The following is a 26,910-nucleotide window of genomic DNA, read 5'->3' as shown; positions in this document are numbered from 1 at the left end:
TATATCATGAAATCATCACTCATCGCCGTGGCCTTGGCCTCGATCGCCGCAACGCCCGCCATGGCGGCGGACGCGGGGGCAGCGGACTCTGGGGCGGCCGGCTCAGGGGTATCGGTGTCCGACACGATCGTCGTCACCGCCACGCCCGACACGGCGCAGGCGACGGCCACCATCCAGCGCACCGCTGGCGGTGTCGAGGTCGTGCCGGACACCGCGTTCAAGAACACGCCCGTGCAGAACATCAAGGATATCCTCGGCTATGTGCCGGGTGTGATCGTCCAGCCCCGCATGGGCGACGATGCCCGTGTCGCCATTCGGGGCTCGGGCTTGTCGCGTGCCTACGGTATTCGCGGCATCGCGGTCTACCTCGACGGCGTACCGATGAACACGTCGGATGGGTTGATGGATTTCTTCGAAATCGACCCCAGCGCCTATCGCTATGTCGAGGTGTTCAAGGGGGCCAATGCCCTGCGTTACGGCTCGAATGCGCTGGGCGGCGCAATCAACCTCGTCACGCCGACGGGACGAGACACCTCTAGGTTGGACGCGCGGATCGACGGCGGCAGCTTCGGCTATGTGAAGGGCCAGGCCAGCACAGGCGGTGTGTCCGGCCCTCTCGATTATTTCGCGACCGTGTCGGCCCAGCGGAACGACGGCTATCGCGACCACAGCAACGGCAATGCCCTGCGCGGAAATCTCAACATCGGATATCGGATCTCGTCCAACGTCGAGACCCGCTTCTACGTTACCGCCGCCAGCACCAACCAGCGCATCCCCGGCGAAGTGACCAAGAGCGATGCCCTGAACAAGCCGCGCGACGCGAACGGTTACTGGGTCTATCTGGACCAGCAGCGTAACGTCGACTCGATCCGGGTCTCCAACAAGACAACGCTGCGCCTCGACAATACGGTCGTGGAACTGGGTCTGTTCTACAACCACCGGCACGTCGACCACCCGATCTACCAGTATCTGGACTATACCGTCGATGACTATGGCGGCTTCGTGCGTGCCACCGACGATCGCTCGCTGGACGGCATCCGCAACCGGCTGATCGTCGGGGCAAATCTGCAAAACGGCACGATCGACACCAACCAGTATGTCAACATCGCCGCAACCAAGGGCGCGCTCACGACCTCGATGGTCGACAAGCCGAAGAATCTCTCCTTCTATGCGGAGGATTCGCTTTACGTTCGGCCGAACCTGTCCCTCATCGCCGGCGTTCAATATCTGCACGCGAGCCGCGAGCGGCGCGACCGCTTCCTCTCCGATGGCAACCAGTCCGGCAAACCAAGTTACGACTTGTGGAGCCCGCGGTTCGGCATTCTCTGGGATGCCCGTCCCGACATTCAGGTCTTCGCCAATGTCTCGCGCAGTGGGGAAGTCCCGAGCTATGATGCGAATGTCGTCACCAATCCGAACCTGAAGGCGCAGCGCGCCACGACCTACGAGTTCGGAACGCGCGGCCATAGCGGCGGGATTGGCTGGGACATTGCGCTCTACCGTTCCGAGCTCAGGAACGAGCTGCAATGCCTGACCACCGGACCGTATAGCGCATGCAGCATCATTAACGCTGGTCGCACCGTGCATCAGGGCATTGAGGCAGGTCTCAACGCGGACATCCCGCTCTCGGCGTCTGGCGACAAGTTGGAACTTACCGCCGCCTACACCTACAGCGACTTCCTCTTCGATGGCGACGCGACCTATGGCAACAATCGCCTGCCGGGCGTGCCGAGGCATTATCTGCGGGCCGAGCTGCTCTACAAGCACCCGTCAGGTTTCTATGTGGGATCGAATGTCGAGTGGGCGTCGGGGCACTATTTTGCCGACAATGCCAACACGCTGACGGTCGATCCCTATGCGCTGCTGAACCTCAAGGCCGGCTTCGACATCGGCAAGCACTGGTCGGTCTATCTCGAAGGCCGCAACCTCACAGACAAGCACTACATCTCGACCGTCGCGATTGCTGGAACGGCAAGCGCGAGTTCGGAACTCTTCAATCCGGGCATCGGCCGGGCCGTGTTCGCTGGCGTCCACGCGCGCTTCTGAGCCGCATCACCGAAACTCATCGAAAGCAATACGTCATGAAATCGTCTCTCATTGCGATGGCCACGGTATTGGGTGCGGCCGCCGTCCAAACCGCCCATGCCGAGGAAGCCACCGAAGGTTCTGGCGACGACATCGTCGTGACCGCGACCCGTTCCGCACGCTCCGTCGAAGACGTGCCAGTCAGCGTGTCGGTCCTGAACGCAGACCGGATCTCAGCCACACCCGCCAAATCGCTGGATGACATCCTGCGACGCGTGCCGTCGGTCGATCTGCCGATCGCCTCGTCAGGGGAAATCCACCCCACCGCGGACACCATTTCGATGCGCGGCCTTGGCGGCATCCGGGCGCTGGTGCTCTTGGATGGCGTCCCGCTCAACGATCCGTTCTTCGGCACGGTCCAATGGGGACGTGCCCCGCTGGAAGCAATCGACCGGGTGGAGATCGTGCGCGGTGGCGGCGCGACGCTGTGGGGCAACTATGCGATGGGCGGGGTCATCAACATCCTCAGCCGCGATCCCGACAAAACCACGCTGGCGCTGCAAGCCAGTGGTGGGATGTACGGCACGTATCGCGCCAGCGCGAACGGTGCCTATGTCGTCTCCGATGCCGTGAAATTCACGCTCGATGCCGATACCAACCATACCGATGGCTATAATGAAACGCTGCCTGCCGAACGTGGGCCGATCACTGTCGCGACGCCGTTCACTGCGCATAATATCGCCTTTGGCGGCACGTTCCAGCTTGGCGCAGACCTCACCGCCCATACCCGCGTGGTCTATCATGACAACGATCAGCAGCATTACTCGACGAAGCTTCAATCCAACAAGCAGCACAACTGGGTCTATTCGGGCGACGTGACGCGCACATTCGCCTCGGGCGCGACATTGACCGCCACGGTGTTTCACACCGACGGCCTGTTCCGGACGGACAATGCGGGGACACCCGATGGCTTTGCCGCCAATGCGGCGGAATATATCCAGAACCGCCATTTCAGCCGGGTGCATGATACCGGCGCGTCGCTGGTCTGGTCACAGCCACTCGCAGGCGTGTTGCGGAGCTATTCGCTGGGTGTCGATTATCACGGCATCAGCGGCGAAGACGATGCAGACATTTTCGACCAGACGGGCACCAGGCTGCGCACCGACATTGGTCGGGGCAAGCAGCGCTTCCTTGGCGGCTTTGCGCAGGCGAGTATCCGGCCGGTCGAGGCGCTCGAGATTCTGGCGAGTGTGCGCTATCAGTCGTTCCTCAATTACGACGGCTACGATGGCAATCCCGGCGGGCTGCTCGGCAATGTGCCCTCGCAGCGCACTACCAGCGTCGATCCGCGCGTATCGCTGCGCTATGCGGTCACCCCTCACTTCGCCTTACGCGCGGCGGGTTATTCGGCCTTTCGCGCGCCGACGATGGACAACCTCTATCGCACCGTCTCGGTGCCTCAAGGGATTTTCTATTCCGATGCCTCTCTAAAACCGGAAACGCTCAAGGGTGCAGAAGTGGGCTTCGACTATACCCGTCCGGGTTTTCGCGGACAGGTGACGCTCTACACCAACACCATCCGCAACTTGCTCACCTACCGCAATCTCGACGACAGCGAGCTGCCGCCGGGCTTTGCCTTCGGCTCGCGCAACATCAACGCCGGAGCGGCGCGCAGCAGGGGCGTCGAAGCCGAAGCGAGCTGGACACCCAGCCCACATTGGTCGCTGAACGCGGGCTACACCTTTGCGGAATCGATCATCACCGAGAACGCGCTCGACCCCGCCAGCATCAGCCTCCAGCAAATGGGGATTCCCAGGCACAAGCTGACCGGCTCGATCACCTGGACCGGCCCGCGGGGCCTGACGATCACGCCGCAATTGCGCTGGTTCTCGAAAAGCTACGGCGACAATGACCACACGCTGCCGGTGGACGCGCATGTCGTCGTCGATCTTGCCGCGAGCTACCCGCTGACGGACAGGTTCAATGCCTTCGTCCAGGTGCAGAACCTGTTCGATAATCGCTATATCGCCGACAACAACGGGTTCGAACCGCGCCGGTTGAGCACGCCGCTGACCGCCACCGTCGGCGTCCGCGTGAAGCTGGACTGAGCCCGATGGACACTCGCGCGCACCTCTATCGCACGATCTGGCGCTGGCATTTCTATGCCGGGCTGTTCGTCATGCCCTTCATTCTATGGCTCGCGATCACTGGCTCGATCTACCTGTTCAAGCCGCAGATCGACCGGTGGGAGGAGCGCAGCTTTCGCGATCTTCCCACCGCGCACCGGGTGAGCGGCGACGAACAGGTGGCGCGTGCACTGGCGGCCTGGCCCAGTGCAACGCTCGACAGCTATCGGCTACCGCGTAGCGAAGGCGATGCGGCCCTCGTAAGCGTCCGGCGTCGAGACGGGGCCACGCGTGATGTCTTCGTCTCGCCCCAGGGGCGGGTCGTTGGCGACCTCGACCCCGAATGGCGCATCACCAATCTGGTGTTCAAGCTTCACGGCACTTTGCTGATGGGCGAGAAAGGCTCGTGGCTAGTCGAACTGGCGGGAAGCTGGGCCATCGTCATGATCCTCACCGGCCTGTTCCTGTGGTGGCCGACCAAGGATCAGGGGGGCGGGCGTGGGCCGGCGGGCGTTGTTTGGCCGCGGCTGCGACTGGGACGCAGGACATTCTGGCGCGATATTCACGCCGTTACCGGCTTCTGGGTCAGCGGCTTCGCGCTTGTCCTGCTGGTGACAGGCTTGCCGTGGGCTGCTGTATGGGGATCTGCTTTCGCGGCGGTTCGGGCCGAACTTGGCCTTGTCAAAGGCCCACAGGACTGGACGATTGGTGGGAAGGTGCCCGCCACTGCCGGGCACGACGCGCATCAGCACATGGCGATGGTAGGTATGGACATGCCAGCCGGATCGTCGACTGTTCCGATCTCCACGATCATCGCCAAGGCCGTGCCGCTGAACCTGCCCTACCCGGTGCTGATCCGACCGCCGGGCGCCTCGGACTGGGAAACGCCCGCCAGCGCCGACAGGTGGACGGTCAAGTCGGACACGCAAGACCGTCCGCTGCGCGTCACCGTACAGTTCGATGCCGGCACGGGCCGCGAAGTCTCGCGCTCCGGCTTTGCCGACAAGCATCCGATCGACCGCGCGGTGGGATATGGCGTTGCATGGCATGAGGGCCAGCTCTTCGGCTGGACCAATCAACTCATCGGGCTGTTCACCGCCACAGCGCTCGTCACGCTGATGGTCAGCGGCTTTGTCGTGTGGCGCAGGCGCAAACCCGAAGGCCAGCTCGGCGCCCCACCGCCTCCCGCCGTACCCGCGAAGATAGGCGGGGTGGTCGCAATCGTGCTGCTGCTCGCGGCGTTGCTGCCGTTGCTGGCGGCATCACTGATCCTGCTCTGGCTGTTCGATCGCCTCGTTCTTCCCCGCCTGCCACGCCTTGGGGCGTGGCTGGGCATTCCTATTCAAAACCATCAAAGGAAAATCCCATGAAACACATGCTTATTGCCTTGCCGATTGCCTTGCTCACGGCCACCCCGGCCTTTGCCTGCTCGAGCTGCGGCTGCAACCTGACCTCCGACTGGCTCAGCCAGGGCCTGGTGGCGCAACCGGGCACGACCATCGGGCTGCGCTACGACTATGTTCCGCAGACCGAACTCAGGTCCGGAACCGATGTCGTCGACCGCAGCACGATTCCGCTGCCAACCACCCGCGAAATCGAGCAGAACACTTACAACCAATATCTGACGCTGAGCGTCGATCACGCCTTCAACGCCAAATGGGCGGTCAACGCGCAACTACCCTTCGTCCTGCGTCCGCACCGGACAATCGCGGAAGGCGATACCGACCAGAGCTATTCGCGCACCAACGGGCTTGGCGATGCCCGGTTCAGCGTGCGCTTTCAGGGGTTCGGTGGCGCCGGCATCACCGGCGTGCAATTGGGCCTCAAATTGCCGACCGGCGGATTTCATCAAAACTTCCGCACTGGCCCCGCAGCAGGTGGGCAAGTCGATCGCGGCTTACAACCGGGGACCGGGACGACGGATTTGACTGTCGGTGCCTATCACTTCGGCAAGCTTTCCGGCGCGTTCGACTATATCCTCCAGGCCCAGGGCGACGTGCCCTTGACCTCGCGGGAGGATTTCAAGCCGGGTGCCGCGGGCACATTCTCGGCCGGCGTCAACTATACCGGCTGGAAGGGCATCACGCCGCAGTTGCAGCTCAACCTGCGTCTTGCGGCCAAGGACAGCGGCATCAATTCGGACCGCGAGAACAGCGGCGGCGAGCAACTCTATCTCTCGCCGGGTCTTTCGGCCAATCTCTCATCGCACATCTCGGCCTACGGGATCGTGCAACTGCCGCTCTACAACCATGTCAACGGCTATCAGCTCGCACCCAAATATACGCTTTCCTTCGGCCTGCTCTATCGGATGTGAACCCCTTCCCTATCGGCCTGCTTCGGCGAGAAGCGGGCCGGCGATGCGGTCGAGTTGGGCCTGCGTCATCAGACCGGGCACCCGGCGACTGTCGAAACGCAGCCTGCCATCCCGGCCGAACACCAGCGTCACCGGGAGTTGTGATGGACGGTATGCGCCGGGAATTCTGACATCGCGGGCCAGCGCCACCGGGAAGTGGAAAGCCGCAGCGACGCTTCTGACGGTTTGCGCCTTGCTCGGATCGTCCATCGAAATGGCGACCATCTCAATCCCGGCGGCGTGATGGGCTTGGTAATAGCTATCGAGCGCGGGCATTTCCGCCCGGCACGGCAGGCACCAGGTTGCCCAGAAATTGACGATAACGACGCGGCCTGTGTCGTTTTTCACGTCGAAGGAGTTGCCTGCAATCGTTCGTCCGGAAATTGTGGCAGGCTCTGCCGCCTCCACAGCGCTGAAGACCACGGCGCCGCAAAGCGACAGCAAGCTGGCGATCAAGATGGCAATGGGGATAAAGGGCGCGCGCATTCATTCCTGCTGGCGAAGATCGGCGCGATTGTAAATGCCGCGTCCAACAGGTCGGATCATCTGCCCAGGCACGTCCTCGCAGAGGTGGGGAACGCAAGAACATCTCGGCTTCGCGGCCATCCGCACAACTGGAAATACGCGATAGGCTGGCCTGACGCGCATCGGCGCCGGTCCAGCCCATCACGTTCACCGAAGATCACTCCTTGTGAATCGACGTCACCTCGTAATTCTCGCCAGTGCCCTTGATCTCGAATGCGACCTTGTCGCCGACGGCGATCCCCTTGAGCAGGTCAGGCTTGGCGGTGAACCCCATGGTCATGCCCGGCCAGCCGAGTTGCTTGATCGGGCCATGCTGGATCGAAATCGCACCGGTTGCGGCATTGACAGAGATCACCTTGCCCTCGCCAGTGCCGGTCTTGGGCGCAGCGCTTGCCGCCATCTTGTCCATGGCATGGTCGGTAGTTGCCGCCATGGCGGCGACCGGCTGCTCGGCCTTCTTGCAGGCAGCAAGCGAGGCCACCAGTGCCAGGCTCGACGCAATCATCAGGGTCTTCTTCATTGCACTTCTCCTTCAGGTTGAACGTGGGGTTGGGATTTGCGGCGCATCAACAGATAGGCTGCGGGGATGATCAGCATCGAAAGCAGCGGCGCGGTGAGCATGCCGCCGACCATGGGCGCGGCGATCCGGCTCATCACTTCCGAGCCGGTGCCGCCGCCCGCCAGGACCGGGAACAGACCGGCGAGGATCACCGCCACCGTCATGGCCTTGGGGCGCACACGCAGCAGCGCGCCTTCACGGACGGCTGCGGCGACATCGCCATCCTCGCGCCTTTCCAAGGCCTGCTTGAGGTAGATCAGCATCACCACGCCGAATTCGGCAGCGACGCCGGCGAGCGCGATGAACCCGACCGCGCTCGCCACCGACTGATTGTAGCCGAGCAGGTAGAGCAGCCACAGCCCGCCGGTCAGCGCGAATGGCAGCGTACCCATGATCAAGAGCGCTTCGTCCCAGCGGCGGAAGGTGAGGTAAAGCAGCGCGAAGATGATCGCGAGCGTCACCGGGATGACGAGCTTCATCCGTTCCTTGGCGCGGACGAAAAATTCGTATTGGCCGGTGTAGGAAACGCTGACGCCGGGCGGGAGTTTGACTTGGGCCGCGATCGCGTGGCTGATGTCGCCCACCAGCGCCTGCATGTCGCGGTCGCGGCCATCGACGTAGATCCACGTGACCGGCCTGCCGTTCTCGCTTCTGAGCATCGGCGGACCATCGCTGATCCGGACAGTGGCGACGGTGCCAAGCGTGATCTGCTGGCCCGAGGGCGTCAGCACCGGCAGGTTGGCGAGCTTGTCCGGACTGTCGCGCAGCTCGCGCGGGTAGCGCACAGAGATCGGATAGCGCGCCAGTCCCTCGACCGTCTGGCCCACGCTCTCGCCGCCGATTGCGCCCGAGACCACCGACTGGACATCGGCGACGTTGAGGCCGTAGCGGCCCGCCTCCGCGCGGTTGACATCGACATCGATGTAGCGCCCGCCGGTCAACCGCTCGGCGAGCGCCGAGGCGACGCCGGGCACACCCCTTACCGCCTGCTCGATCTGCCTGGCGGTGGCGTCGATTTCGGCGAGATTGGAACCCGCCACCTTGATACCGATCGGGCTCTTGATCCCGGTCGCCAGCATGTCGATGCGGTTGCGGATCGGGGGGATCCAGAAATTGGCGAGCCCCGGCACCTTCACCCGCGCATCCAGCTCATCAACGAGCTTTTCCGGCGTCATGCCTGGGCGCCACTGGTCGCGCGGTTTGAACCGGATCGTCGTCTCGAACATTTCCAAGGGAGCGGGATCGGTCGTACTGTCGGCGCGGCCGGCCTTGCCGAACACGCTCTCGACCTCGGGCACGGTCTTGATGAGGCGGTCGGTCTGCTGAAGCAGATGCCCGGCTTCGGCAGCGGAAAGCCCTGGCAGTGCCGAGGGCATGTAGAGCAGGTCGCCCTCGTTCATCTGCGGCATGAACTCGCCGCCGACTTGGGCAAGCGGCCAGAGCGTCGTCGCAAAGACCAGCGCGGCAGCGGCCAGCGTTCGCTTGGGATGAAACAGCACCCAGTCGATCACGGGCTGGTAGAGACGCGCCAGCCAGCGGTTGACCGGATTGGCTTCCTCGCTCGGAATCCGCCCCCGGATCAGCAGTCCCATCAGCACGGGGATCAGCGTGATCGAGAGGAACGCCGCCGCCGCCATCGCGTAAGTCTTGGTGAAGGCGAGCGGGGCGAACAGGCGGCCTTCCTGTCCTTGCAGGGTGAAGATCGGGAGGAACGAGAACGTGATGATGAGGAGGCTGAGGAACAGTGCCGGGCCGACTTCCTCGGCCGCAAGTGTGACGGTGAGCCAGCGTGTCGCCTTGTCCGGTTCACTGTCGGGATTTGCCTGATGCCAGCGTTCGAGATGCTTGTGGGCATTCTCGATCATCACCACTGCGGCGTCGACCATCGCACCGATGGCAATGGCGATGCCGCCCAATGACAGGATGTTTGCGTTGAGCCCCTGCAGCCGCATGACAATGAAGGCGATCAAGATACCCAAGGGGAGCGTCAGGATCGCTACCAGCGCCGAGCGGGCGTGCCAGAGGAACAGCGCGCAGACGAGCGCGACGATGACGAACTCCTCGATGAGCTTGTGGTTCAAATTCTCGACTGCACGGTCGATCAACCCCGAACGATCATAGGTCGGAACGATCTCGACACCGGGAGGCAGGCTCTTCTTGAGCTCCTCGAGCTTCGCCCGGACACCCTCGATCACCGCGCGCGCATTCTGGCCCTGGCGCATGACAATGACCCCGCCCGCGACTTCGCCCTCGCCGTTCAGTTCGGCAATTCCGCGCCGCATCTCGGGGCCAACCTGGACCGTCGCGACATCGCCCAGCGTGACTGGAATCCCGCCCGCCGCGGTGCGCAGCGGCACGGCGCGAAAGTCGTCGAGCGTCTTCAGGTAGCCGCTGGCGCGAACGGTGTATTCCGCGCCCGCCATCTCGACGCTGGAACCGCCAGTCTCTTGATTGGCGCGCTTCAAGGCTTCCGCCACCTGATCGGCGGTGACGCCATAGGCCGCTAGCTTCTGTGGATCGACCAGCACTTGGTACTGCTTGACCATGCCGCCGATGCTGGCGACTTCCGCGACACCGGGCACAGTCTTCAGTTCGAAGCGCAGGAACCAGTCTTGCAAGCTCCGCAATTGGGCAAGATCGTGCCCGCCTGTTTTGTCGACCAGCGCATATTCGTAGATCCAACCCACTCCGGTCGCGTCCGGCCCGAGCGAGGCTTTCGCGCCTTCCGGCAGCCGGCTCTGCACCTGGCTCAGATATTCGAGCACGCGGCTCCTCGCCCAGTAGAGATCGGTGCCATCGTCGAACAGCACATAGACGAAACTGTCGCCGCTGAACGAATAGCCGCGCACCACCCGCGCGCCTGGAACCGAGAGCATGGTCGAGGCGATGGGGTAAGTGACCTGGTTCTCGACGATCTGAGGCGCTTGGCCCGGATAGCTGGTGCGGATGATGACCTGCACATCGGACAGGTCGGGCAGCGCATCGACCGGCGTGGTGCGCACTGCCGCCACTCCGATTGCTGTCAGTACCAGTGCCGCCGCAATCACCAGACTGCGCCCCCTGACCGAGGTGCGGATGATGGCCGCGATCATTTGCCGCCTCCGATCGGGCGCGCCGGGATGCCGGTCAGGCTGGCTTCGGAATCGAGCAGGAACTGGCCCGAAGCGACAACCTGCTCGCCAGGGATGAGCCCTGCGACGATCTCGGTCTTGCCGCCGCCCTCCCGGCCAGTGCGGACCTCCGCCGGACGATAGCGGCCGTCGGCCAAGGCCAGCATCACCAGCGTCCGCGCGCCGGTGCGGATCACCGCCTCGCTCGGGACCAGCAATGCCTGACCCCCGCCGTCGCCCAGCATGACATTGCCGAACATGCCCGGTCGCAGGCGGCCTTGCGCGTTGGCAAGCTCGATGCGGACAGTCAGCGTGCGGCTCTCGGCCTGCGCGGTGGGCAGGATTGCAATCACCCGCCCCGCGAAAGTCTCGCCCGGAAAGGCGGCCAGCGTCACGCTGGCGCTCTGGCCGATCCTGACCGCGCCCGCCTGCACCTCGGGCACGGCGGCATTGAGCCACACCGTGCCGATACCGGTCACTTGCGCCAGTGTCTGGCCCTGCGCCAATGTGACACCTGCCCGGGCGTCGAGCGTCTGGATCACGCCCCCAATCGGCGAGGTGATCGTTATGGTGCCGCTGGTCCGCCCGGTGCGTTCGACTTCCGCGATCAGCCCCTCGGACATGCCGAGCAGCCGCAATCGCTGCCTTGCGGCGGCGGTAAGCTCGGGACTGCCGAGCCGCTTCACGCTGAGAAACTCACCCTGCGCCCCGCCCCATTCGGGCAACTGGATATCGGCGATCGGAGCGCCCGCGCCGACTACGTCGCCCGGCGCGCGGTCATAGGCGCGGGTGACGAACCCGCCCGACCGCGCCTGGACGATCGCCACATTGCGTTGGTTGAAGTCGATGGTGCCGGTTACCGTAAGCGAAGACGGCAAGCTGCCGATCTCGGCGGCGACGACCCGCAGGCCGAGATTCTGCCGCGCGGCCGGGTCGATGCTGACCCCCGGCGCCGAATTCACGGCGGGCGCTTCGTCCGCATATTTGGGAACGGTCTTCATTCCCATCGACGAGAGCGAGTTGGGATTGTCGTAGTGCTCGGCAGGCACCATCGGATCGTACCAGTAGAGGATCTTGCGTGCCGCTTGGGCCGATCCCGCCGCAGTTGTCAGACCGCGCTGGCCTATCCAATAGCCGCCGCCACCCGCAACCAATGCGATTGCCAATACACTCGCGCCCCAACGCGCGGCCTGTTTCGCGTGCCAGGTCATGGCCGCACCCCCTCATCCGTAATTGGCCCATAGGTGAAATTGATCCGGATCGCGTCGCGCGCGACATCTGCTTCCCGCGCGAGCGCATCGACCTCGGCTTCGGCCAGCGCCAGCGTCGAGAGCAGCGCGCTGCCGAGATCGAGCTTGCCGGCGGCATAGCTCGCCATGTCGAGCTCGGCGCGGCGCTTGGCGAGTGGCACCAGTGTATTTCGCGCATTCATCAGCCGCTGATGGTGCATCATATGGTCGGCGAGATCGCCATCGAGCGCGGCGACCAATTCGCGTTCCCCCGCGCTGCGCATCAGCCGGGCCTGCTCGGCTTCGCTGGCGCGCGCGGCGATCTTCGGGTCCTGGCGCCGTTTGGCGAAGAGCGGCAGGTCGATGCTGACACCGACAGACACGAGATCACCAAACGCAGGGTCTCGGCGGCCATAGGAGGTGCTGACGCGCCAGTCGGGCCGCTTGTCGGCACGGGCGAGTTCGGTGTCCGCCTCCGCCGCGCTGACGCCGGCATCAAGCGCTTTCAGGCGAGGCAGCGCGAATATTCCCGCCATCAGCCGGGCACGATCGACTTCCAGTGACGGCGGATCGCCAAAAACGTCAGCCTGTGGATCGCCGGTGTAGCGCACCAGCCTCGCCTGTGCCTTGGCGACGTCGGCGGTGAGTTCACTACGCCGGTCGCCCACCGCAGCGCGCAACTGGTCAGGTTCGAGCGCCGCGCTGGGCCGCGCCGAGCCGGAAGCCAGTCTTGCGGCGACGGTCGCCTGGAGATCGCCGAGGCTTTGATCGAGAACCTGCAACTGCGCGAGCCGCCGTTTGGCATAATAAAGATCGACCCAGGCAAGTGCGGTCTCGAGCCGGACATTCTGTGCCTCGATTGCAACTCCTGCTTCGGCAACGCCGATATCCGCCTGCGCGCGTTCTCGCTGGGCTCGGCGCTTCGCCGGATTGGGAAACTGCTGGCTGAGGCCGATGGTTGTCATGGTGAAGTCGTTGCGGGTGAAGCTCCCGGCGGTGGGACCGGAAACTGGAAACCCCTGCACGCCGAGGTCGATTGTGGGATCGGGTAGCCGTCCGGCGGCAATCGCGGCCGAACGTGTGGCATCAACGCCAGCGGTGCTTGCTGCAAGCGACGGCGCCTCGCGTGCAGCGCGCTCCAGCGCGGCATCGAACGTCATTGGTTCGGCCAGCGCCACGCACGGGATCGCCGCGAATGGCAGCGCCAGAACCATCAAGCGCACAATTGATCGCATGGGAGTCTCCTGATCGGGAGAGCCATGGCCAATACCGAAACACTGCCTCGACAAACGGGCGCCGGCGAAGGGGGGCATTCTCCGCCGGCGCCACGCGCCCGGCCGTGTTTATTATCGGCTATCGGCCAGGCAATCGCCTTAGCCGGCCGAAGGAGCCTTACCCTTGCCGCGCATGTCCATCATGCAATCGGCCACGCTCATCTTCATCATGTCGCAGTTGCAATTCGCGACTTCGGAGCTGCGGTCCTTGACCCAGACGCGAACCTGCGAAGGACGGTTCGACTTGTTCGGTCCGAAAGTGGGACGGAATTGCCATTCCCAATGGCCGCCGGCGTTATCGTGAGCGGAAGCAGCGGATGCGCCTGCGAGGGCCGCCGCAACAGCGGCAAGCGTGAGAAACGTCTTCATGTGAAATTCCTTGGTTGAACTGCGTGGAGGCACGCGGCGAACATGAGGGTTCGCCGCGCACCGCTAGGGTTCAGCCAAGGCGTGCGGGTGGTTCGGGCTCGGGACCGGTATCGCGACCGACAAGTGGCGATACGGGCATCTGCGGCGGAGTGTCTTCGCGGAATTCTCGCGATACACCGGAAGCAAAGGGAGGCAGCAGCGCGAGAGGCACGGCGCAGCCCATCTTGGCGATGCATTCGGGCGTCATGCCCTTGCACGGCGTCCCGGATTCAGGTTGTTGCTTGGCGAGCCCCATCATTTGCGCGCATTCGGGACTCATCTGCGCCATAGCCGTTGCTTGCTCAGCCTTCTCGACCGGCATCATATGCGCAAACGCGGCTTCCTGGCCCAAGAGGCCAAGCAGTGCTCCCAAGAGCAGAGCCAAGGATAACCAGCGCTTCATCATGTCCTTATCGGCCCGGATCGTTCAACAGTCAATTCGGCGTTGCGAAGGCGGCTCGATGGTTTGTCCCTCGTAAATATTCGACGAGACAATCTGCCCGGCATTCTCGCTTCAATAGAGATCGCAGGGCCGATAGGATGCCCGAATGAAGCAAATTTGCTCGCCCCTCCGATCCATGCCTTTGCTGGCAATCATCGCGTTTTGCCAAGGCTGTGCCAACGGTCCAGCCTTTCGCGGCCCTATCCAGTTCTCCGCCAATACCGAGATCGTTATCGTCCGCGCGACCGCTCGCCGGAAGACGGATGGCATTCTAGTCGGTGGCGACGTGCGAAGGACAAATGGCTATGCCGGTCCGGTGCCCGGTCATCTTCATGTCGTTGGCCTCGACAATTCAGGTAACGTCGTTGCAATCACTGACGCGCCGTGGGGTGCGTTCATGAGCCGAAGGTTCCGCTTGGCCTATTTCATGGCCTATTTGCGAGCTGCCAATTCCGCCTCAATCACGAAAATCACAATCGAGCCGGTCACACCCCCGACGCGCTGACGTTTGAGTCCCCTCACATATTCAAGGTTCGGGATCGAGGCCTTCTCCCTCGTTCCGCGCAGCCTCCCACACCTCTTTTGCCGCGTCCAGATTCATCCAGGCGATGGCGAGGCCGACAACAATATCAGGCCATACGGAGGGGAGAATGAGCGTGATCAGACCCGCCGCAATGATGCCGATATTGGCAACAGCATCGTTGCGGGCCGACAGAAAGGCCGCGCGGGTGAGGCTGCCATGGACGTGACGCACGCGAACCAGCAACAATGCGCACCCGAGATTGATGACGAGAGCACCGAGCCCGGTGATCGACAGGCTGAAGGCATCGGGCGGGAGGGGATTTGTGACTTTCGTCCACAAGGTCGCCAGGAAAGCGATTGCGGGCAGTAGAAGAATGAGAGCCAGCATGTGTCCGACCCTTCGGCGAGCGAGCGTGGTCCAGCCCAAGGCCATCAGGATCAGGAAGTTGACTGCTGCATCCTCGAAGAAGTCCGCGCTGTCGGCAAGCAGCGAGGCCGATCCGATGCGCAGGGCAACGGTGCCCTCCACGAAGAAATAGGCAAGATTGAGCAGAGCAACGACGGCAATCGCGCGCCTGACTGCGTTGCTGGTCATCCCGACTCTCCCAAAGTGTGGGATTGACGGAACCTCAGGATCAATGCCGGCAACAACAAAAGGCTCATGATGGTGGAGGTAACAAGCCCTCCCAAAATGACCAGCGCCATCGGTCCCTGCACCTCGCGGCCAGCCTGCCCGCTTTCGAGCGCGAGCGGCAGGAGGCCGAGCGCGGTGACCAGCGCGGTCATCAGGATTGGGGTTACGCGCTCCTCCGCAGCCCGCAAGACGGTCGCCAGGCCGAAGGTCTCGCCTTCCTCCTGAACGAGGTGATCGAGGTGCGAGACCAGCAGGATCGCATTGCGCGCAGCGATGCCGAACAGCGTGACAAACCCGACCAACGCGCCGAGCGATAGCACCCCGCCGGTCATGACCACCGCGACAACCCCGCCGACCAGTGCGAACGGCGTTCCGGCTAGGATCAACACCGCTGAGCGCAGCCCCCCGAAAGCAAGGACGAGCAGGCCGACGATCGCGACCGCAGCGATGGCCACATTGAGCATGACCTGATGCGCTGCGGCGGCTTGCCCCTCCGCGACGCCGGTATAGGAGAGCGTTACCCCGGCCGGCAGTTTGACCTTGGCCGCGATCGCCGCGCGCGCGTCGCGGGCAAAGCCGGCGATATCGGCGCGGGTCGGATTGAGCGTCACGATCTGGCGGCGCTGGCCGCCATCGCGATTGACGCTGCTGCGACCCTCTTCGAGATAGATCGTGGCAATATCGGCGAGCCTGACCGACGAACCGTCGGCCGAGCGCACCAGAATGTTTCCGACGCTCTCGGGATCGCGGCGCAGCTCGGCCGGCAGGATCACAGCGACATCGGTCACCCGGTCGGCCTCAGCAACTTGCCCTGCGACATGGCCCTGATTGGCGATCTCGATCGCGTCGTTGGCATCGGCCGGAGTGACGCCATGGGCGGCCATGCGCGCGGGATCGAGTTCAATGGTCAGGACCGGTGTTCCTGGCGGTGACTTCACCCGCACGTCGGCCGCTCCTGGAACCCGGGCCGCGACATCGGCCACCTGCATCGCCACCCGGTCGAGCGTATCAAGGTCGGCACCGTAGATGCTAACGGCGAACTGCGCGGTTTCACCCGACAAGGATTCTCCGATCCGGTCCCCGAGGAATGTCAGGGTTTCGGATTGAAGCGAGGGATAGTTACCGAGCGTTCGGCGAATTGCATTGAGAGCTGCTTCCTGGGCGTGGGCGCCGCCGGGCTTGAGTTCGACGTGAACCTCGCTCTGGTTGGGCGGGAACGGATCCTCGCCCGCCTCGGCGCGCCCGATCTGCTGCTCGACGGTAGCGATGCCGGGAACGGCCATGAGATCGCGCGACAGCTTGGTGCCGGTCTCGCGCATCCAGCCAATCGAGGCTCCGGGCGGGCCGTTGACCTTCAGCACGTAATGCCCCTCGCGGAACGCTGGCAAAAGCTCGCCGCCGAACGCCAGCAGGCCGAGGATCCCGACGAGGCCGGTTATCGCTGTCGCGCCGAGCACGAGCGAAGGCCTACCGCAAACGCGGGTCAGAAAACCCCGATGCCAGGCCTTGGCGCGAACCAGCAGAGCCGGCTCGTCGTGCGGCTCTGTGCGGGCAAGCAACAGGTACGCGAGCGCCGGGGTCAGGGTGATTGCCACGCACAGCGAGGCGATCACCGCCAGCAGGATCGCGAGCGCTAGGGGAGAAAAGAACGCTCCCTGAAGACCAGTCAGGAACAGGATCGGCGCGATGGTCAGCGCCAGCACATAAGTTGCATAAACCACCGGGGCGCGCACCTCGACGCTCGCCTCGGCAATGATCTTCTGACGGTCCCCGCCTCTCGTCCCGCGCAAGCGCCGGACGATATTTTCGACATCGACCACGGCGTCGTCGACGACCACACCGAGCGCCACCGTCAGCCCGCCCAGTGTCATGGTGTTGATCGTTTGCCCCAGGAGATCGAGCACGATCAGGGCGGCGAGCAGCGACAGCGGGATCGCGAGGAAGGCGATCAGTGCGACTCGGAGGTCGCGCAGAAACGCCATCAGGATGAAGCCGATCATCGCCGCGCCGATGATGAGATCGATCGACATGCCGTGCAGCGCGGTTTCGATGAAGTTGGCCGGCCGATGCAGCGCGGGATAGATGGTAACGCCCTGTGCGGTGAGCGTGGGGCGCAGATCGTCAAGCGTTGCCTCGACCGCCCGCGTCGCATCGAGTGTATTGGCGCCGTACTGGCTGAACAGCGAGACCAGCACGCCGGGACGCCCCATGATCAGCGCGTCGCCCATCTGCGGCCCCGCAACAAGGGCAATGTCCGCGACATCGCGCAAGCGGATTGCCGGCCCGCCACCGCTGGAGATCAGCGCATTGCCCAGCGCTGCCGCGTCGATCCGCCCGTTGGTCGGCCGCACCAGGATGCGCTGGTTCGCGGTCTCGGCAAAGCCGCCCCCGCGCATGGTGGTCAGCGCCGAGACCGCCGCCGAGACATCCGCGAGCGAAATCTGCCGCGCCACCAGCGCCTCGGGACGGACCCGCACTTCGAAGCGTGAGTCTGCCGAACCATAGATCACCGCGCCCGCGACGCCGCGTGTCGCGAGCAGCCGCGGCTTGATTGTCCATTCGGCGAGCGCTCTGAGCTGGCGCTGATCGAGTTTGTCGCTCGTCAGCCCGATCTTGATCAGGTCCATCGTCGAGGAAGTCAGTGGGGAAAGCGTCGGCGTCGCCACGCCGCTCGGCAGTTGTCCCGACACCTTGGCGAGCGCCTCGGCCACGATCTGCCTGACCTTGAGCGGGTCCGATCCTTCCCGGAAGGTGACCTTGATCAGCGACAGGCCCTGCGAGGATTCCGAACGAACGGTCTCGATGCCGTTGGCGCCGTTGATCGCGTTCTCGAGCGGGCGAGTGACCAGCGCCTCGACCTGTTCGGCGACCAGCCCGGGAGACTCGGTTTGTACCGTTACCTGCGCGGGGACGAATTCCGGAAACACGTCGTAGCGCGCCCGGCCGACGACAACGATGCCGTAAGTGAGCAGGATCGCGGCAAGGCCGAGGACGACCCAGGCATTGCCCACGCACCAGCGAACGAGCCGATTGAGCATGGGCTTAGTCTTCCTCGCCCGAGGTCTGCGCCGGGCGGGTTTCGAGTGCCAGCAGGCCGGCGCCGCCGTGGATCACGATGGTCTCGCCCGGTTTGAGGCCGCCGCGCACCAGCCAGCCTGCTTCCACCTGTTGGGGATCGATCAGCGCCTCGCGCTCGAACTTTCCGCCCTCCTGACGGAACACCCACATCTGTCCCTGATAGCGCACGATGGCGTCGCGTGGCACGAGCACGCCGGAGACCGAACCACCGGACGCCGCCTGCACCGCCAGGACTCGTCCCGCCAGAACCTGGCGTGCCGCAGGACCGCTCACGACCGCCAGCACGCCGGCGGATTGCAGCTTGCTGTCCGCCGCCGCAGCCGCGCCGAGCACGCGCGCGCCAGCAATGAGGTCTCCAGCATGCACCTGCACGGTCGTGCCGGGGGCAAGCAGCACGCCGGGAACGTCGATCCGGATCAGTGCGGCATCGCCTGCCGCGATCCGGGAGACCAGCTGATGCAAGGCCGCATCGCCAAAACTGGCGAGCCCTGGCCCGTATTCCAGGCCGATCCGCTGGCGTGCCAGGCGCAGCCGGGCGAGATCGGCGGCGGCCTGTGCCCGTGCGGCTTCAACCGCCCGGCGTGAAGCACTGACATCGTTGCGGTAAAGCGCGTCGAGCCGAGCCGCCTCGGCCTGCGAGGCAGCCGCGGTGGCACGCGCGCTGTCGATCTCGGCGACGATGGCGGCCAGTGCTCCGGCATCGAGTCCCTTGGCAAATCCGCCAGCCTGCTGCGCGCCCGACCAGGCGGCGAGCGGCGCCACCACGATCCCTAGGCGCTGACGCAGGGCCTGATCGCGAACCGGGTCGGGGCTGGCCACCACCACCGGCTTGTCGCGATCCGCGTCGCTCTCCTTGTCGCCAAGCTCGCCTGCCCAATAAAGCGCGAGCGCAAGGATCGATGCGCCCGCCGCCGCTCCCATGGCGACCAGCGCCGCTCCCTTGCCCCCGTTCACGATCCTGCTCCTTCAATCAGTGTTTCCGGCCCTGTCAGCGGGCGGCGGAGAACCTCTTCGAGCGCCGAGTCCGCGGCAAGGACGCGCGCCAGCGCATCGAGTTCGGCGAGGCGCGCCACTTCGAGACCGGCTTGCGCCGCCGCCCAGTCGTTCCGGTCGATGGCTCCTGCCGCCAGTTCGCGATCGGCCTGCGCAGCGAGCCGCGTGGCGATCGGCAAGTCCAGTTCGCGCGCTTGGCTCAGTGAGCGCCGTGCCGCGGTCGCTTCGGCCATGGCCTGATCGATCCCCGCGACGGCCCCGGCATAAAGCGCTTCGAGCTGTGCAGCCGCTTCGCTGCGGCGCGCTTCTGCGGCGGCAATCGCACGGCGATTGAGATCGAGCGGGGGTAAAGCAAGGCCCACATTGAACGGAATCTTGACCAGCCCGTGGTCCCAGCTGAACCCCGGCCCGACGCTCAACGCCGGATATTGCTTGGCCACTTCGCCGCGCAGATCGAACTCGGACTGTTCGTAGGCGGTCATGCCCTTCAGGAGATCGGCCCGGCCGAGCAAGGCCGAATAGCGATCGCCCGGCGCAAGTGCTGCCAACGGACTCAGGGCTTCAAGGCCGGGCCAGCTTGCGCTGAGCTTCCGTACCTGATCGAGTGGCACGCCGAGCGCGGCGGCGATCTGGACCGTCGCGGCTTCCCGTTTCGCTTGCGCGGTCGCAAGGCGCGAGCGAGCGTCGGCAAGGTCGGCCCGGGTCCGCTCAAGTTCGGCGCGTGATGCCTCGCCTTGTGCGACACGTCGTTCGAGCACGGCAAACCGCCGCTCCTGCAAGGCCTGCAACCGATTGGCGACGGTTCCTTGTCGATCCGCCACCATTTGGTCGGCCAATGCGCGCACAAGTGCCATTCGCGCGGCCCAGATCGCCTCGGCGAGATCGTAGCGCGCCGCCGTTACCGCCAGATCGGCCGATCCGATACGCGATGCCCTGCGGCCGCCGGTATCGAGCGGGAAATCGGTGGCCACGCCCAGTAGCCACGGTTTGGGATCGGCGCCGGCATATTCGCTGCTCAGCGTCATGGTCGGGCCGATAGGTGCATGCGCTGCGCGCGCCGCCGCCTCGGCGCTGGCCACCCTGGCGCGAGCCATCGCAACAGCGGGATTGTTGGCGAGGAGCACTTCGAACAGCACGAGCTTGTCGGGATTGCCCGCGTCGCATGGCGCGCGGGGCGCCATCGTCCGACAGGCGCTCACGGCGCCATTCAGATCTGCGCTTCGCGCGGAAAAACGAGTTGCTGTATTGGGAATGCTGATTGGATTCGGCGCATAGTGGGTGCAGCCGGCAAGCCCGAGCACGACGGCGGTTAGCCCGGCGCCTCGCCCCCACGGGCGGCGACGGATAACGGTCACCGGCGATTGGCGGGTCTGCGCGGTCACGCGATGATCCTCTTTGGAAAACGAATTTCGGCGCGCAGGCCCGGCCCAGCATCGCCGAGCGAGAAGGTTGCGCCGTGCGCCTGCGCGATGGCCCGCACCATGCTCAGCCCGAGCCCGTGGCCGGGAGCCGAGCGCGCGGATTCAAGCCTGACGAAGCGTTGCTGTGCGCGCTCGTGATCAGCTTCGGGAATGCCGGGGCCGTTGTCACTGACCGTCACCAGCGCGCCACCCTCGTCGCACCGGACCTGAAGACCGATGACCGATCCCTCCGGTGTATGCCGCAACGCATTCTCGACGAGATTGGTGAGCGCCTGGGCAATCAATTCCCGATCACCCTGGACTCTGATGCCATCGCCGACGGCAACGTGCAGAAAATGCCGCTCATCTTCGGCGAGAAGGACAAGCGTATCGCCCAGCTCCGATACGAGCGTGGACAAATCGACCGCACTGAAGGCACGGCGCAGGCTACCTTCCTCGACTTCCGAGATGCGCAGAATCGCGTCGAACAGGGCCAGCACATTGTCCGCCTGCGCAACGGCCTCGTCGATCGACGCACCGGTAGCAGCTTGTCCCTGGCCACCGCGCATCCGTTCGAGATGGTTGCGCAGGTGCGATAGCGGCGTGCGCAGGTCGTGCGCCAGACCAGCGGTGACCTGACGCAGGTTCGCAATCAATCCCGCTATCCGGTCGAGCATGGTGTTGAGCGAAAGCGCCACCCGGTCAAACTCATCTCCGGCGGTGCCGATGCCGGCCCGTCGCGTGAAGTCCCCCCGCACAATAGCGCTAGAAGTCGCCTCGATGCCCGCCAAACGGCGATGCAGATAACGGGCCAGCAACAAGGCTCCTGCCAGGCCCAGCAGCAGCAAGACGACAACCGTGACACCGAACATTGCCAGGATGGTGTGATCAATCGTCTCTAACGACTCCAGGTCGGCGGCAACCACGAGACGATAGTTGCCCGGGAGCACGGTCACTTGGGCTCGCGCTTGCTCGCGCCCTTCACCAGGGTCGTGGAACACGATGTTGCGCCAGCCCGGCTCCGTGAGTGGGATTGCCAGGTTACCGGCAATCCTTGCTCCCCGGGCGTCGAACAAAGCAGTGCCCAGACCAATCGGCCTGTTCCGCCCCTGCTGATCGAGCGCGGACTGCACACCTCCGACCCCGTCATCGTGATACTCGATCAGAAGGGCGGAGGTCGCCTGCTCGATCCGCTCGTCGATCTGACGCGAGAAGGCGGCGTGGGTCGCGAAATAGACCGCGATACCCAGCAGCAAGGTCGCTGCCGCGTAGATCAGCCAGCCCAAGAGCGCGATGCGGTTGGCGGCGCTGCCCGGCCCGAACTTCATACCGCCCGTACCCGATAGCCGGAACCACGAACGGTTTCGATGAGATCGGGGAGTCCACCCTCGTTGAGCTTGGCACGAAGTCGGCTCATGTGAGTCTCGATGAGCTTGGTCTGCGGATCGAAGTGAAAATCCCAGACATCCTCGAGCAGCATCGCCCGGGTGACGAACTCTCCAGCGTGTCTCATGAGCACTTCGAGCAACCTCAATTCGCGGGGCTGAAGCAGGACGAGCCGCCCATCGCGTCTGATCTCGCGGGCGATCAGGTCCAGTTCAAGCGGCCCGGCCAGAAGCTTTGTGGCGATCTCGCTTTGTGTGTACCTACGCCCGAGCGCCTGGACACGGGCGACAAGCTCACTCGGCGCAAACGGCTTCACCAGGTAATCGTCCGCACCGGCATCGAGCCCGTCAACGCGATCCTCGATTCGGCCGAGCGCGGTCAACATGAGCACGGGGGTCGTAACGCCGCAGCTGCGCGCAGCCTTGAGCAGGGTCAGGCCGTCCAGCTCCGGCAGCATCCGATCGAGAATGATGACATCCCAGGATTCCGAACGGGCAATCCGCAAGGCCGCATCGCCGGTGCCGACCGACTTCACGACATGGCTAAGCTCTCCGAGGCTGGTCTCGATGAACTGGGCAGTATCCGTGTCGTCTTCGGCAAGCAGGATACGCATAGATTCAGGCATTCCCATCGAACGCGGTGTTTATGGAACAGCCGGATCGGCGCCCCGAAAGTTACATAGCCACATTGATCGAACGCCATGGGATACAAATTCCCAACCTGCTCCCGCATTGCCGGAGCCACCTAGGGGGCGGGGTTGCGCGGCGCCAGCGCGTCGATGATCTTGCAATCCGCTACCGTGCCGCGGCTACACGAGCCGATCACTCGGTCGAGTTCGCCGCGCAATGCCATGAGATCTGCGATCTTGCGGTCCACCTCCGTCAAATGTGCGCGGGCGATGCCGTCCACGGCTTCGCAGGAGCGCTCCTGGTCATCGGCGAGCGTTAGAAGCTCGCGAACGGCCTCGAGCGTAAAGCCCAGATCGCGCGCACGGCGAATGAACGATAGGCGCGCCAGATGCTCAATGCCGTAGCTGCGATAATTGCCAGACGTGCGGCCAGGCGGTGGCAGGAGGCCGATCCTCTCATAATACCGAACTGTCTCTACCTTCGTTGCGGTAGTGGCCGCCAGTTCCCCGATCTTCATGGCTTGACCCTATAGTTGCTACAGGGTGCATATGCGTGTCCGACTCACGGATTGTCGAGGGGAAAACGGTTGGCCGGTGACTGTTGCGAGAGCGCATGCGGCAGCACAAAGGCGCTCAACGAGCCACGCTGGCGGCGCGCGCTGTGGATTGCTCTCGCGATCAACGCGGGGATGTTCGGTGTTGAGATGTTTGCCGGATCAGCCGCCGATAGCCATGCACTCCAGGCCGATGCACTGGACTTCCTCGGCGACGCCGCCAACTATGCAATCAGCCTGCTCGTTGCAGGTATGCCATTGATCTGGCGGTCTCGCGCGGCCCTCGCCAAAGGACTTACCCTGGCTGTCCTCGGAGGATGGATTCTCGTAACCGCCGCCCGAGCAGCGATCATCGGCACTTCGCCCGAGGCTGCTACCATGGGCGTGGTCGGCTTTGCCGCGTTGGCCACCAATGCGACCGTCGCGCTGATGCTCTACCGCTTTCGAACGGGCGACGCGAACATGCGTTCGGTGTGGATCTGCTCGCGCAACGACGCGATCGGCAACATCGCGGTCGTCGCGGCTGCCCTGGGGGTGTTCGGAACGGGAAGCGCCTGGCCCGATCTCATTGTCGCGACCATCCTTGCAACGCTCGGCATCAGTGGTGGCGTGCAAATTATTCGACACGCCGGTCGGGAATTCCAGGAAGCCGCAACATGACGGGTTCAAATGCAGTGGCGCCCTTCTTCTATCGCGATCATTCGAGGTCACGGACATGCGGTCCAGTCGTAAGCTTGACCGCGTAAAGCTCCAATTTGTGATCGACCAACCGATAACCCAACCGCTGCGCGATTTCGCGCTGCAGAGCTTCCAGCTCGGGATCGACGAACTCGATCACCTTGCCCGTTTCAACGTCGATCAGATGGTCATGGTGCGCGTCTGGCGCGGGCTCATAGCGGGCTTTGCCATCTCCAAAATCATGCCGTTCGATGATTCCCGCTTCCTCGAACAGACGGATGGTACGGTAGACCGTCGCGATGGAAATGCCGGGGTCTATCGCCGATGGCCGTTTGTGCAGCACCTCGACGTTCGGATGATCGCTCGAATCCGAAAGGACCTGCGCGATGACCCTGCGCTGATCGGTTATGCGCAGGCCCCGCTGATCGCAGAGCGCCTCGATATCAATCCTCTGATGCATCGAGGTTCTCCGACTGAGCGGCGACGTTAGCGATCACAGCCGCCCGTTTACCCCGGATTCGTTCTGCGGTGCCACCGGGCTTTCCGAGCACCTCATTGATCCAGATCAAACTCGCCAGCAACAAAAAGAAACAAAGCTATTGCGAATGACTATCATTATTGGTAGCTCGCCCGCAATCCTAGCATTGGGGGCAAACTTGAAAATCCGACTCGCCTTGATGGCAGCCACAGCGCTGACCGTCGCCACACCCGCATTGGCAGAAGAGCCATCGCTTCAAACTGAAATCACGCTTCTGAAGGCTCAGGTCGCGGAACAGCAGCAGCAAATCGCCGCGCAGAATGCACAGTTGGCAGCGCAAGCGAAGCAGCTGCAGGAGATTGATGCTCGGCTGCAAACGGCTACGGCGCCAGCAAGCGTTCTGGCCACTTCCGCACCTGCCGGAGGCGCTCCCACCCCCACATCAACGTCCACCCTCGCCGCGGCTGATAACGGCAGCACCGGAGGACGCGGCGGTTCAGACACGACGATCGGCGGCTATGGCGAGATTTCCTATAATGGCTACGTCCATGACGCGAGCCGTAACCAGGCCGACCTGAAGCGCTTTGTCCTCTTCTTCGGCCATCGCTTCAACGACCGGATCAGCTTCAACAGCGAGGTCGAGGTTGAACACGCGGTGGCGAGTTCCGGCGATAAAGGCGAGGTCGAGATCGAACAGGCCTATCTGAACTATGCCTTCAACCCGGCGCTCAACGTCAAGACCGGGCTGTTCCTGATGCCCTTCGGCTTCATCAACCGCAATCACGAACCGCCCGTGTTCTACGGGGTCGAGCGCAATGAGGTCGAGCGGCGCATCATTCCCTCGACCTGGCGCGAAGGTGGCGTGAGCATCTGGGGTTCGACTCCCTTTGGCCTGTCTTATGATGTCGGCGTCACGACCGGCTTTGATTTCGCCAAGCTCGACGATGCCAGCGCGCCGCTTCTTGGCACGCATCAGGAACTTCAGCTTGCTCATGCAGCCAACCTCTCGGTTTACGGCTCGCTCGAATATACTCCCACGCCGGGCGTCCTCATCGGTGGTGCCGTCTTCAGCGGGAAGACGGGCCACGCCAACGCGGACTTCAAGGCTGATCCGACTGGACCCAATTTTGCCGGAATCGGTGGACGGGTGACATTGTGGGATGTCCATGCCCGCATTCAGCACTCGGGCTTCGATGTGGAGGCGCTCTACACGCGCGGCAGCTTCGCCAACAGCGCCGCGATCGATCAGATCATTCTCGACTACAATACTGCGAATGGCGCGGAGCGGGCGATACTGCCCTCGTCGTTCTACGGTTGGCTGGTCCAGGGTGCCTACAGCTTTTCGCTCGGCGGAGACGTCACACTCAATCCCTTCGTGCGCTACGAAAAATACGACACCCAGGCAAAACTCCCGCTGGGCCTGACGGCAGACCCCACCAACCGGGATCGCGTCCTGACGACAGGCTTCTCGTTCCACCCGCTGCACGAGGTGGTGGTCAAGATCGATTATCAGAAATTCTTTGAAAACAAGAACAACGACCGGATCAACCTCGGTCTCGGTTACATGTTCTGACATTTGGGGCAAAATAGATGACTATTTCTTCCAGCCGCTTCCGCGGCGGCCTACTTGCGACCGTTCTAACCTTGAGCCTTCCCGCAGCAGCACATGCCGACGAAAATCTCTTCGGCTACAATACCGGTGCGGAAACCCTGCCCAAGGGCGCGGGTGAAGTCTATGTATTCAACACCCTACGATCAGACAAAGGTCAGGGCACCTACCGGGCGCTGGATACCGAGGTCGAAGGCGAATATGGCGTTACCGACCGGATCACTCTGTCGGCGGCGGCAAGCTTCCTGACGATCGATACCCACGGCCTGACCATCGACGGCTATCTTCCCAAGCCGATCGACAAGGGACCCCGGTTCAACGGGCTTGAGCTCAAAGCCAAGTTCAACGTGCTCAGTCCCGCCCTCGACAATTTCGGGCTGGCGGTGATCACCTCGGCCGAATTCAAGACGCTCGACCCACACAGCGGCCAAGACAAGACCGAATATGAAGGTCATGTTGTGCTCGCCGCGCAGAAATATTTCATGCAAGGCCAGTTGATCTGGGTCGGCAATCTCGGCCTCAAGGCCGGGCACGAGACCCGCAAGCCGATCGCCAATCTCCCCGTGGGTTTCGACTGGCCTACGACCCCGGAAATGGAAATCGAGGTAAGTGCCGGAACAGGCCTCACCTATCGCGTCGCGCCCAACTGGTTCATTGGCGCTGAAACCCAGTATACTTCGGAATATGAAACCGAGGTCGGCCAGGAACGGTGGTCCCTTTTCGCCGGACCCACCATTCACTATGGCGGTCAGAAGTTCTGGGCAACCCTCACCTGGTTTCCGCAGTTGAAGGGCGGCGGGGAGCGCTATGAGGGGCAGACCGACACCAATCTGCACCTCATCGAGAAGACCAAGAACGAGTTTCGCCTAAAGCTGGGCATGAATTTCTAGGATCCGAAC

23 protein-coding genes are annotated in these 26,910 nt (G+C 63.7%); 8 read left to right on the top strand and 15 right to left on the bottom strand.

Features of this window, described 5'->3' with window-relative positions; translation table 11 throughout:
- The first annotated feature begins 6 nt into the window (after positions 1-6).
- From EGO55_RS18735 to EGO55_RS18720, 4 genes are read left to right on the top strand one after another with little or no spacing between them, the layout of a single operon-like run.
- Positions 7-2,046: a TonB-dependent receptor family protein gene (locus EGO55_RS18735; RefSeq protein ID WP_021690597.1), complete on the top strand. Its 2,040-nt coding sequence runs from the start codon at positions 7-9 to the stop codon at positions 2,044-2,046.
- A gap of 35 nt (positions 2,047-2,081) precedes the next feature.
- Entirely contained in the window at positions 2,082-4,133 is a 2,052-nt protein-coding gene (locus tag EGO55_RS18730; RefSeq protein ID WP_021690598.1) for a TonB-dependent receptor, read from the top strand.
- A gap of 5 nt (positions 4,134-4,138) precedes the next feature.
- The gene (locus EGO55_RS18725) at positions 4,139-5,521 is read left to right on the top strand and encodes a PepSY-associated TM helix domain-containing protein (RefSeq protein WP_021690599.1); all 1,383 of its coding nucleotides are present in this window, start codon (positions 4,139-4,141) and stop codon (positions 5,519-5,521) included.
- A complete protein-coding gene (locus tag EGO55_RS18720; RefSeq protein ID WP_021690600.1) occupies positions 5,518-6,465 on the top strand; it encodes a hypothetical protein in 948 nt (315 codons plus the stop codon). The genes EGO55_RS18725 and EGO55_RS18720 overlap by 4 nt, the downstream gene beginning before the upstream one ends.
- A gap of 9 nt (positions 6,466-6,474) precedes the next feature.
- Here the strand turns inward: EGO55_RS18720 and EGO55_RS18715 are convergent, their stop codons facing one another.
- The 7 genes from EGO55_RS18715 to EGO55_RS18685 form a co-directional block, all read right to left on the bottom strand.
- Positions 6,475-6,990 carry a TlpA disulfide reductase family protein gene (locus EGO55_RS18715; protein ID WP_021690601.1) on the bottom strand — a complete coding sequence of 172 codons (516 nt, stop codon included), beginning with the start codon at positions 6,988-6,990 and terminating at the stop codon, positions 6,475-6,477.
- Between the two features lie 196 nt (positions 6,991-7,186).
- Complete coding sequence (locus EGO55_RS18710) at positions 7,187-7,549, bottom strand: copper-binding protein (RefSeq protein ID WP_021690602.1); 363 nt, start codon at positions 7,547-7,549, stop codon at positions 7,187-7,189.
- Entirely contained in the window at positions 7,546-10,680 is a 3,135-nt protein-coding gene (locus EGO55_RS18705) for an efflux RND transporter permease subunit (protein ID WP_021690603.1), read from the bottom strand. The genes EGO55_RS18710 and EGO55_RS18705 overlap by 4 nt, the downstream gene beginning before the upstream one ends.
- On the bottom strand, positions 10,677-11,909 hold the full coding sequence (locus EGO55_RS18700; protein WP_021690604.1) for an efflux RND transporter periplasmic adaptor subunit: 1,233 nt from the start codon (positions 11,907-11,909) through the stop codon (positions 10,677-10,679). Before EGO55_RS18700 ends, EGO55_RS18705 begins: the two co-directional genes overlap by 4 nt.
- A complete protein-coding gene (locus EGO55_RS18695) occupies positions 11,906-13,162 on the bottom strand; it encodes a TolC family protein (protein WP_021690605.1) in 1,257 nt (418 codons plus the stop codon). The genes EGO55_RS18700 and EGO55_RS18695 overlap by 4 nt, the downstream gene beginning before the upstream one ends.
- Before the next feature lie 138 nt (positions 13,163-13,300).
- Positions 13,301-13,570, bottom strand: a complete 270-nt coding sequence (locus EGO55_RS18690; protein WP_021690606.1) for a hypothetical protein — start codon at positions 13,568-13,570, stop codon at positions 13,301-13,303.
- A 70-nt stretch (positions 13,571-13,640) separates the two neighbouring features.
- Positions 13,641-14,015: a hypothetical protein gene (locus EGO55_RS18685; RefSeq protein WP_210766575.1), complete on the bottom strand. Its 375-nt coding sequence runs from the start codon at positions 14,013-14,015 to the stop codon at positions 13,641-13,643.
- A gap of 142 nt (positions 14,016-14,157) precedes the next feature.
- Between EGO55_RS18685 and EGO55_RS18680 the strand changes: the two genes are divergently transcribed.
- A complete protein-coding gene (locus EGO55_RS18680) occupies positions 14,158-14,556 on the top strand; it encodes a hypothetical protein (RefSeq protein ID WP_021690608.1) in 399 nt (132 codons plus the stop codon).
- A gap of 21 nt (positions 14,557-14,577) precedes the next feature.
- Here EGO55_RS18680 and EGO55_RS18675 read toward each other — a convergent pair whose 3' ends face one another.
- The 7 genes from EGO55_RS18675 to EGO55_RS18645 form a co-directional block, all read right to left on the bottom strand.
- Entirely contained in the window at positions 14,578-15,168 is a 591-nt protein-coding gene (locus EGO55_RS18675) for a cation efflux transmembrane domain-containing protein (RefSeq protein WP_021690609.1), read from the bottom strand.
- On the bottom strand, positions 15,165-18,245 hold the full coding sequence (locus EGO55_RS18670) for an efflux RND transporter permease subunit (RefSeq protein ID WP_021690610.1): 3,081 nt from the start codon (positions 18,243-18,245) through the stop codon (positions 15,165-15,167). The genes EGO55_RS18675 and EGO55_RS18670 overlap by 4 nt, the downstream gene beginning before the upstream one ends.
- A 4-nt stretch (positions 18,246-18,249) precedes the next feature.
- Entirely contained in the window at positions 18,250-19,239 is a 990-nt protein-coding gene (locus EGO55_RS18665) for an efflux RND transporter periplasmic adaptor subunit (protein ID WP_021690611.1), read from the bottom strand.
- The gene (locus tag EGO55_RS18660) at positions 19,236-20,660 is read right to left on the bottom strand and encodes a TolC family protein (protein ID WP_021690612.1); all 1,425 of its coding nucleotides are present in this window, start codon (positions 20,658-20,660) and stop codon (positions 19,236-19,238) included. Before EGO55_RS18660 ends, EGO55_RS18665 begins: the two co-directional genes overlap by 4 nt.
- Positions 20,657-22,006: a HAMP domain-containing sensor histidine kinase gene (locus EGO55_RS18655; RefSeq protein WP_021690613.1), complete on the bottom strand. Its 1,350-nt coding sequence runs from the start codon at positions 22,004-22,006 to the stop codon at positions 20,657-20,659. Before EGO55_RS18655 ends, EGO55_RS18660 begins: the two co-directional genes overlap by 4 nt.
- Entirely contained in the window at positions 22,003-22,677 is a 675-nt protein-coding gene (locus EGO55_RS18650) for a response regulator transcription factor (protein WP_021690614.1), read from the bottom strand. Before EGO55_RS18650 ends, EGO55_RS18655 begins: the two co-directional genes overlap by 4 nt.
- Positions 22,678-22,808: 131 nt before the next feature.
- Complete coding sequence (locus EGO55_RS18645; protein ID WP_021690615.1) at positions 22,809-23,210, bottom strand: MerR family transcriptional regulator; 402 nt, start codon at positions 23,208-23,210, stop codon at positions 22,809-22,811.
- A 69-nt stretch (positions 23,211-23,279) separates the two neighbouring features.
- On the opposite strand from EGO55_RS18645, the gene EGO55_RS18640 reads away from it, so the two are divergent.
- The gene (locus EGO55_RS18640) at positions 23,280-23,906 is read left to right on the top strand and encodes a cation efflux transmembrane domain-containing protein (RefSeq protein WP_021690616.1); all 627 of its coding nucleotides are present in this window, start codon (positions 23,280-23,282) and stop codon (positions 23,904-23,906) included.
- 37 nt (positions 23,907-23,943) lie between these two features.
- Here the strand turns inward: EGO55_RS18640 and EGO55_RS18635 are convergent, their stop codons facing one another.
- Positions 23,944-24,384, bottom strand: coding sequence for a Fur family transcriptional regulator (locus EGO55_RS18635; RefSeq protein ID WP_021690617.1), 441 nt, complete (start codon positions 24,382-24,384; stop codon positions 23,944-23,946).
- A 196-nt stretch (positions 24,385-24,580) separates the two neighbouring features.
- On the opposite strand from EGO55_RS18635, the gene EGO55_RS18630 reads away from it, so the two are divergent.
- Together EGO55_RS18630 and EGO55_RS18625 are read left to right on the top strand one after the other, a co-directional pair.
- Complete coding sequence (locus EGO55_RS18630) at positions 24,581-25,975, top strand: porin (protein WP_124916820.1); 1,395 nt, start codon at positions 24,581-24,583, stop codon at positions 25,973-25,975.
- A gap of 17 nt (positions 25,976-25,992) precedes the next feature.
- Entirely contained in the window at positions 25,993-26,901 is a 909-nt protein-coding gene (locus tag EGO55_RS18625) for a DUF6662 family protein (RefSeq protein WP_021690619.1), read from the top strand.
- The last annotated feature ends 9 nt before the right edge of the window (positions 26,902-26,910 follow it).

The sequence above is a fragment of the Caenibius tardaugens NBRC 16725 genome (assembly GCF_003860345.1).
GTDB lineage: Bacteria > Pseudomonadota > Alphaproteobacteria > Sphingomonadales > Sphingomonadaceae > Caenibius > Caenibius tardaugens.
This window is presented reverse-complemented; position numbering and strand designations above follow the sequence as displayed.

Excerpts from the sequence above, each read along its gene's own strand:
- EGO55_RS18685 (WP_210766575.1), bottom strand. The coding sequence starts at position 14,015 with ATGATGAAGCGCTGGTTATCCTTGGCTCTGCTCTTGGGAGCACTGCTT.
- EGO55_RS18645 (WP_021690615.1), bottom strand. The coding sequence starts at position 23,210 with ATGAAGATCGGGGAACTGGCGGCCACTACCGCAACGAAGGTAGAGACA.
- EGO55_RS18635 (WP_021690617.1), bottom strand. The coding sequence starts at position 24,384 with ATGCATCAGAGGATTGATATCGAGGCGCTCTGCGATCAGCGGGGCCTG.
- EGO55_RS18720 (WP_021690600.1), top strand. The coding sequence starts at position 5,518 with ATGAAACACATGCTTATTGCCTTGCCGATTGCCTTGCTCACGGCCACC.
- EGO55_RS18670 (WP_021690610.1), bottom strand. The coding sequence starts at position 18,245 with ATGCTCAATCGGCTCGTTCGCTGGTGCGTGGGCAATGCCTGGGTCGTC.
- EGO55_RS18650 (WP_021690614.1), bottom strand. The coding sequence starts at position 22,677 with ATGCGTATCCTGCTTGCCGAAGACGACACGGATACTGCCCAGTTCATC.
- EGO55_RS18625 (WP_021690619.1), top strand. The coding sequence starts at position 25,993 with ATGACTATTTCTTCCAGCCGCTTCCGCGGCGGCCTACTTGCGACCGTT.
- EGO55_RS18715 (WP_021690601.1), bottom strand. The coding sequence starts at position 6,990 with ATGCGCGCGCCCTTTATCCCCATTGCCATCTTGATCGCCAGCTTGCTG.
- EGO55_RS18735 (WP_021690597.1), top strand. The coding sequence starts at position 7 with ATGAAATCATCACTCATCGCCGTGGCCTTGGCCTCGATCGCCGCAACG.
- EGO55_RS18655 (WP_021690613.1), bottom strand. The coding sequence starts at position 22,006 with ATGAAGTTCGGGCCGGGCAGCGCCGCCAACCGCATCGCGCTCTTGGGC.
- EGO55_RS18690 (WP_021690606.1), bottom strand. The coding sequence starts at position 13,570 with ATGAAGACGTTTCTCACGCTTGCCGCTGTTGCGGCGGCCCTCGCAGGC.
- EGO55_RS18730 (WP_021690598.1), top strand. The coding sequence starts at position 2,082 with ATGAAATCGTCTCTCATTGCGATGGCCACGGTATTGGGTGCGGCCGCC.
- EGO55_RS18725 (WP_021690599.1), top strand. The coding sequence starts at position 4,139 with ATGGACACTCGCGCGCACCTCTATCGCACGATCTGGCGCTGGCATTTC.
- EGO55_RS18675 (WP_021690609.1), bottom strand. The coding sequence starts at position 15,168 with ATGACCAGCAACGCAGTCAGGCGCGCGATTGCCGTCGTTGCTCTGCTC.
- EGO55_RS18695 (WP_021690605.1), bottom strand. The coding sequence starts at position 13,162 with ATGCGATCAATTGTGCGCTTGATGGTTCTGGCGCTGCCATTCGCGGCG.
- EGO55_RS18700 (WP_021690604.1), bottom strand. The coding sequence starts at position 11,909 with ATGACCTGGCACGCGAAACAGGCCGCGCGTTGGGGCGCGAGTGTATTG.
- EGO55_RS18680 (WP_021690608.1), top strand. The coding sequence starts at position 14,158 with ATGAAGCAAATTTGCTCGCCCCTCCGATCCATGCCTTTGCTGGCAATC.
- EGO55_RS18710 (WP_021690602.1), bottom strand. The coding sequence starts at position 7,549 with ATGAAGAAGACCCTGATGATTGCGTCGAGCCTGGCACTGGTGGCCTCG.
- EGO55_RS18705 (WP_021690603.1), bottom strand. The coding sequence starts at position 10,680 with ATGATCGCGGCCATCATCCGCACCTCGGTCAGGGGGCGCAGTCTGGTG.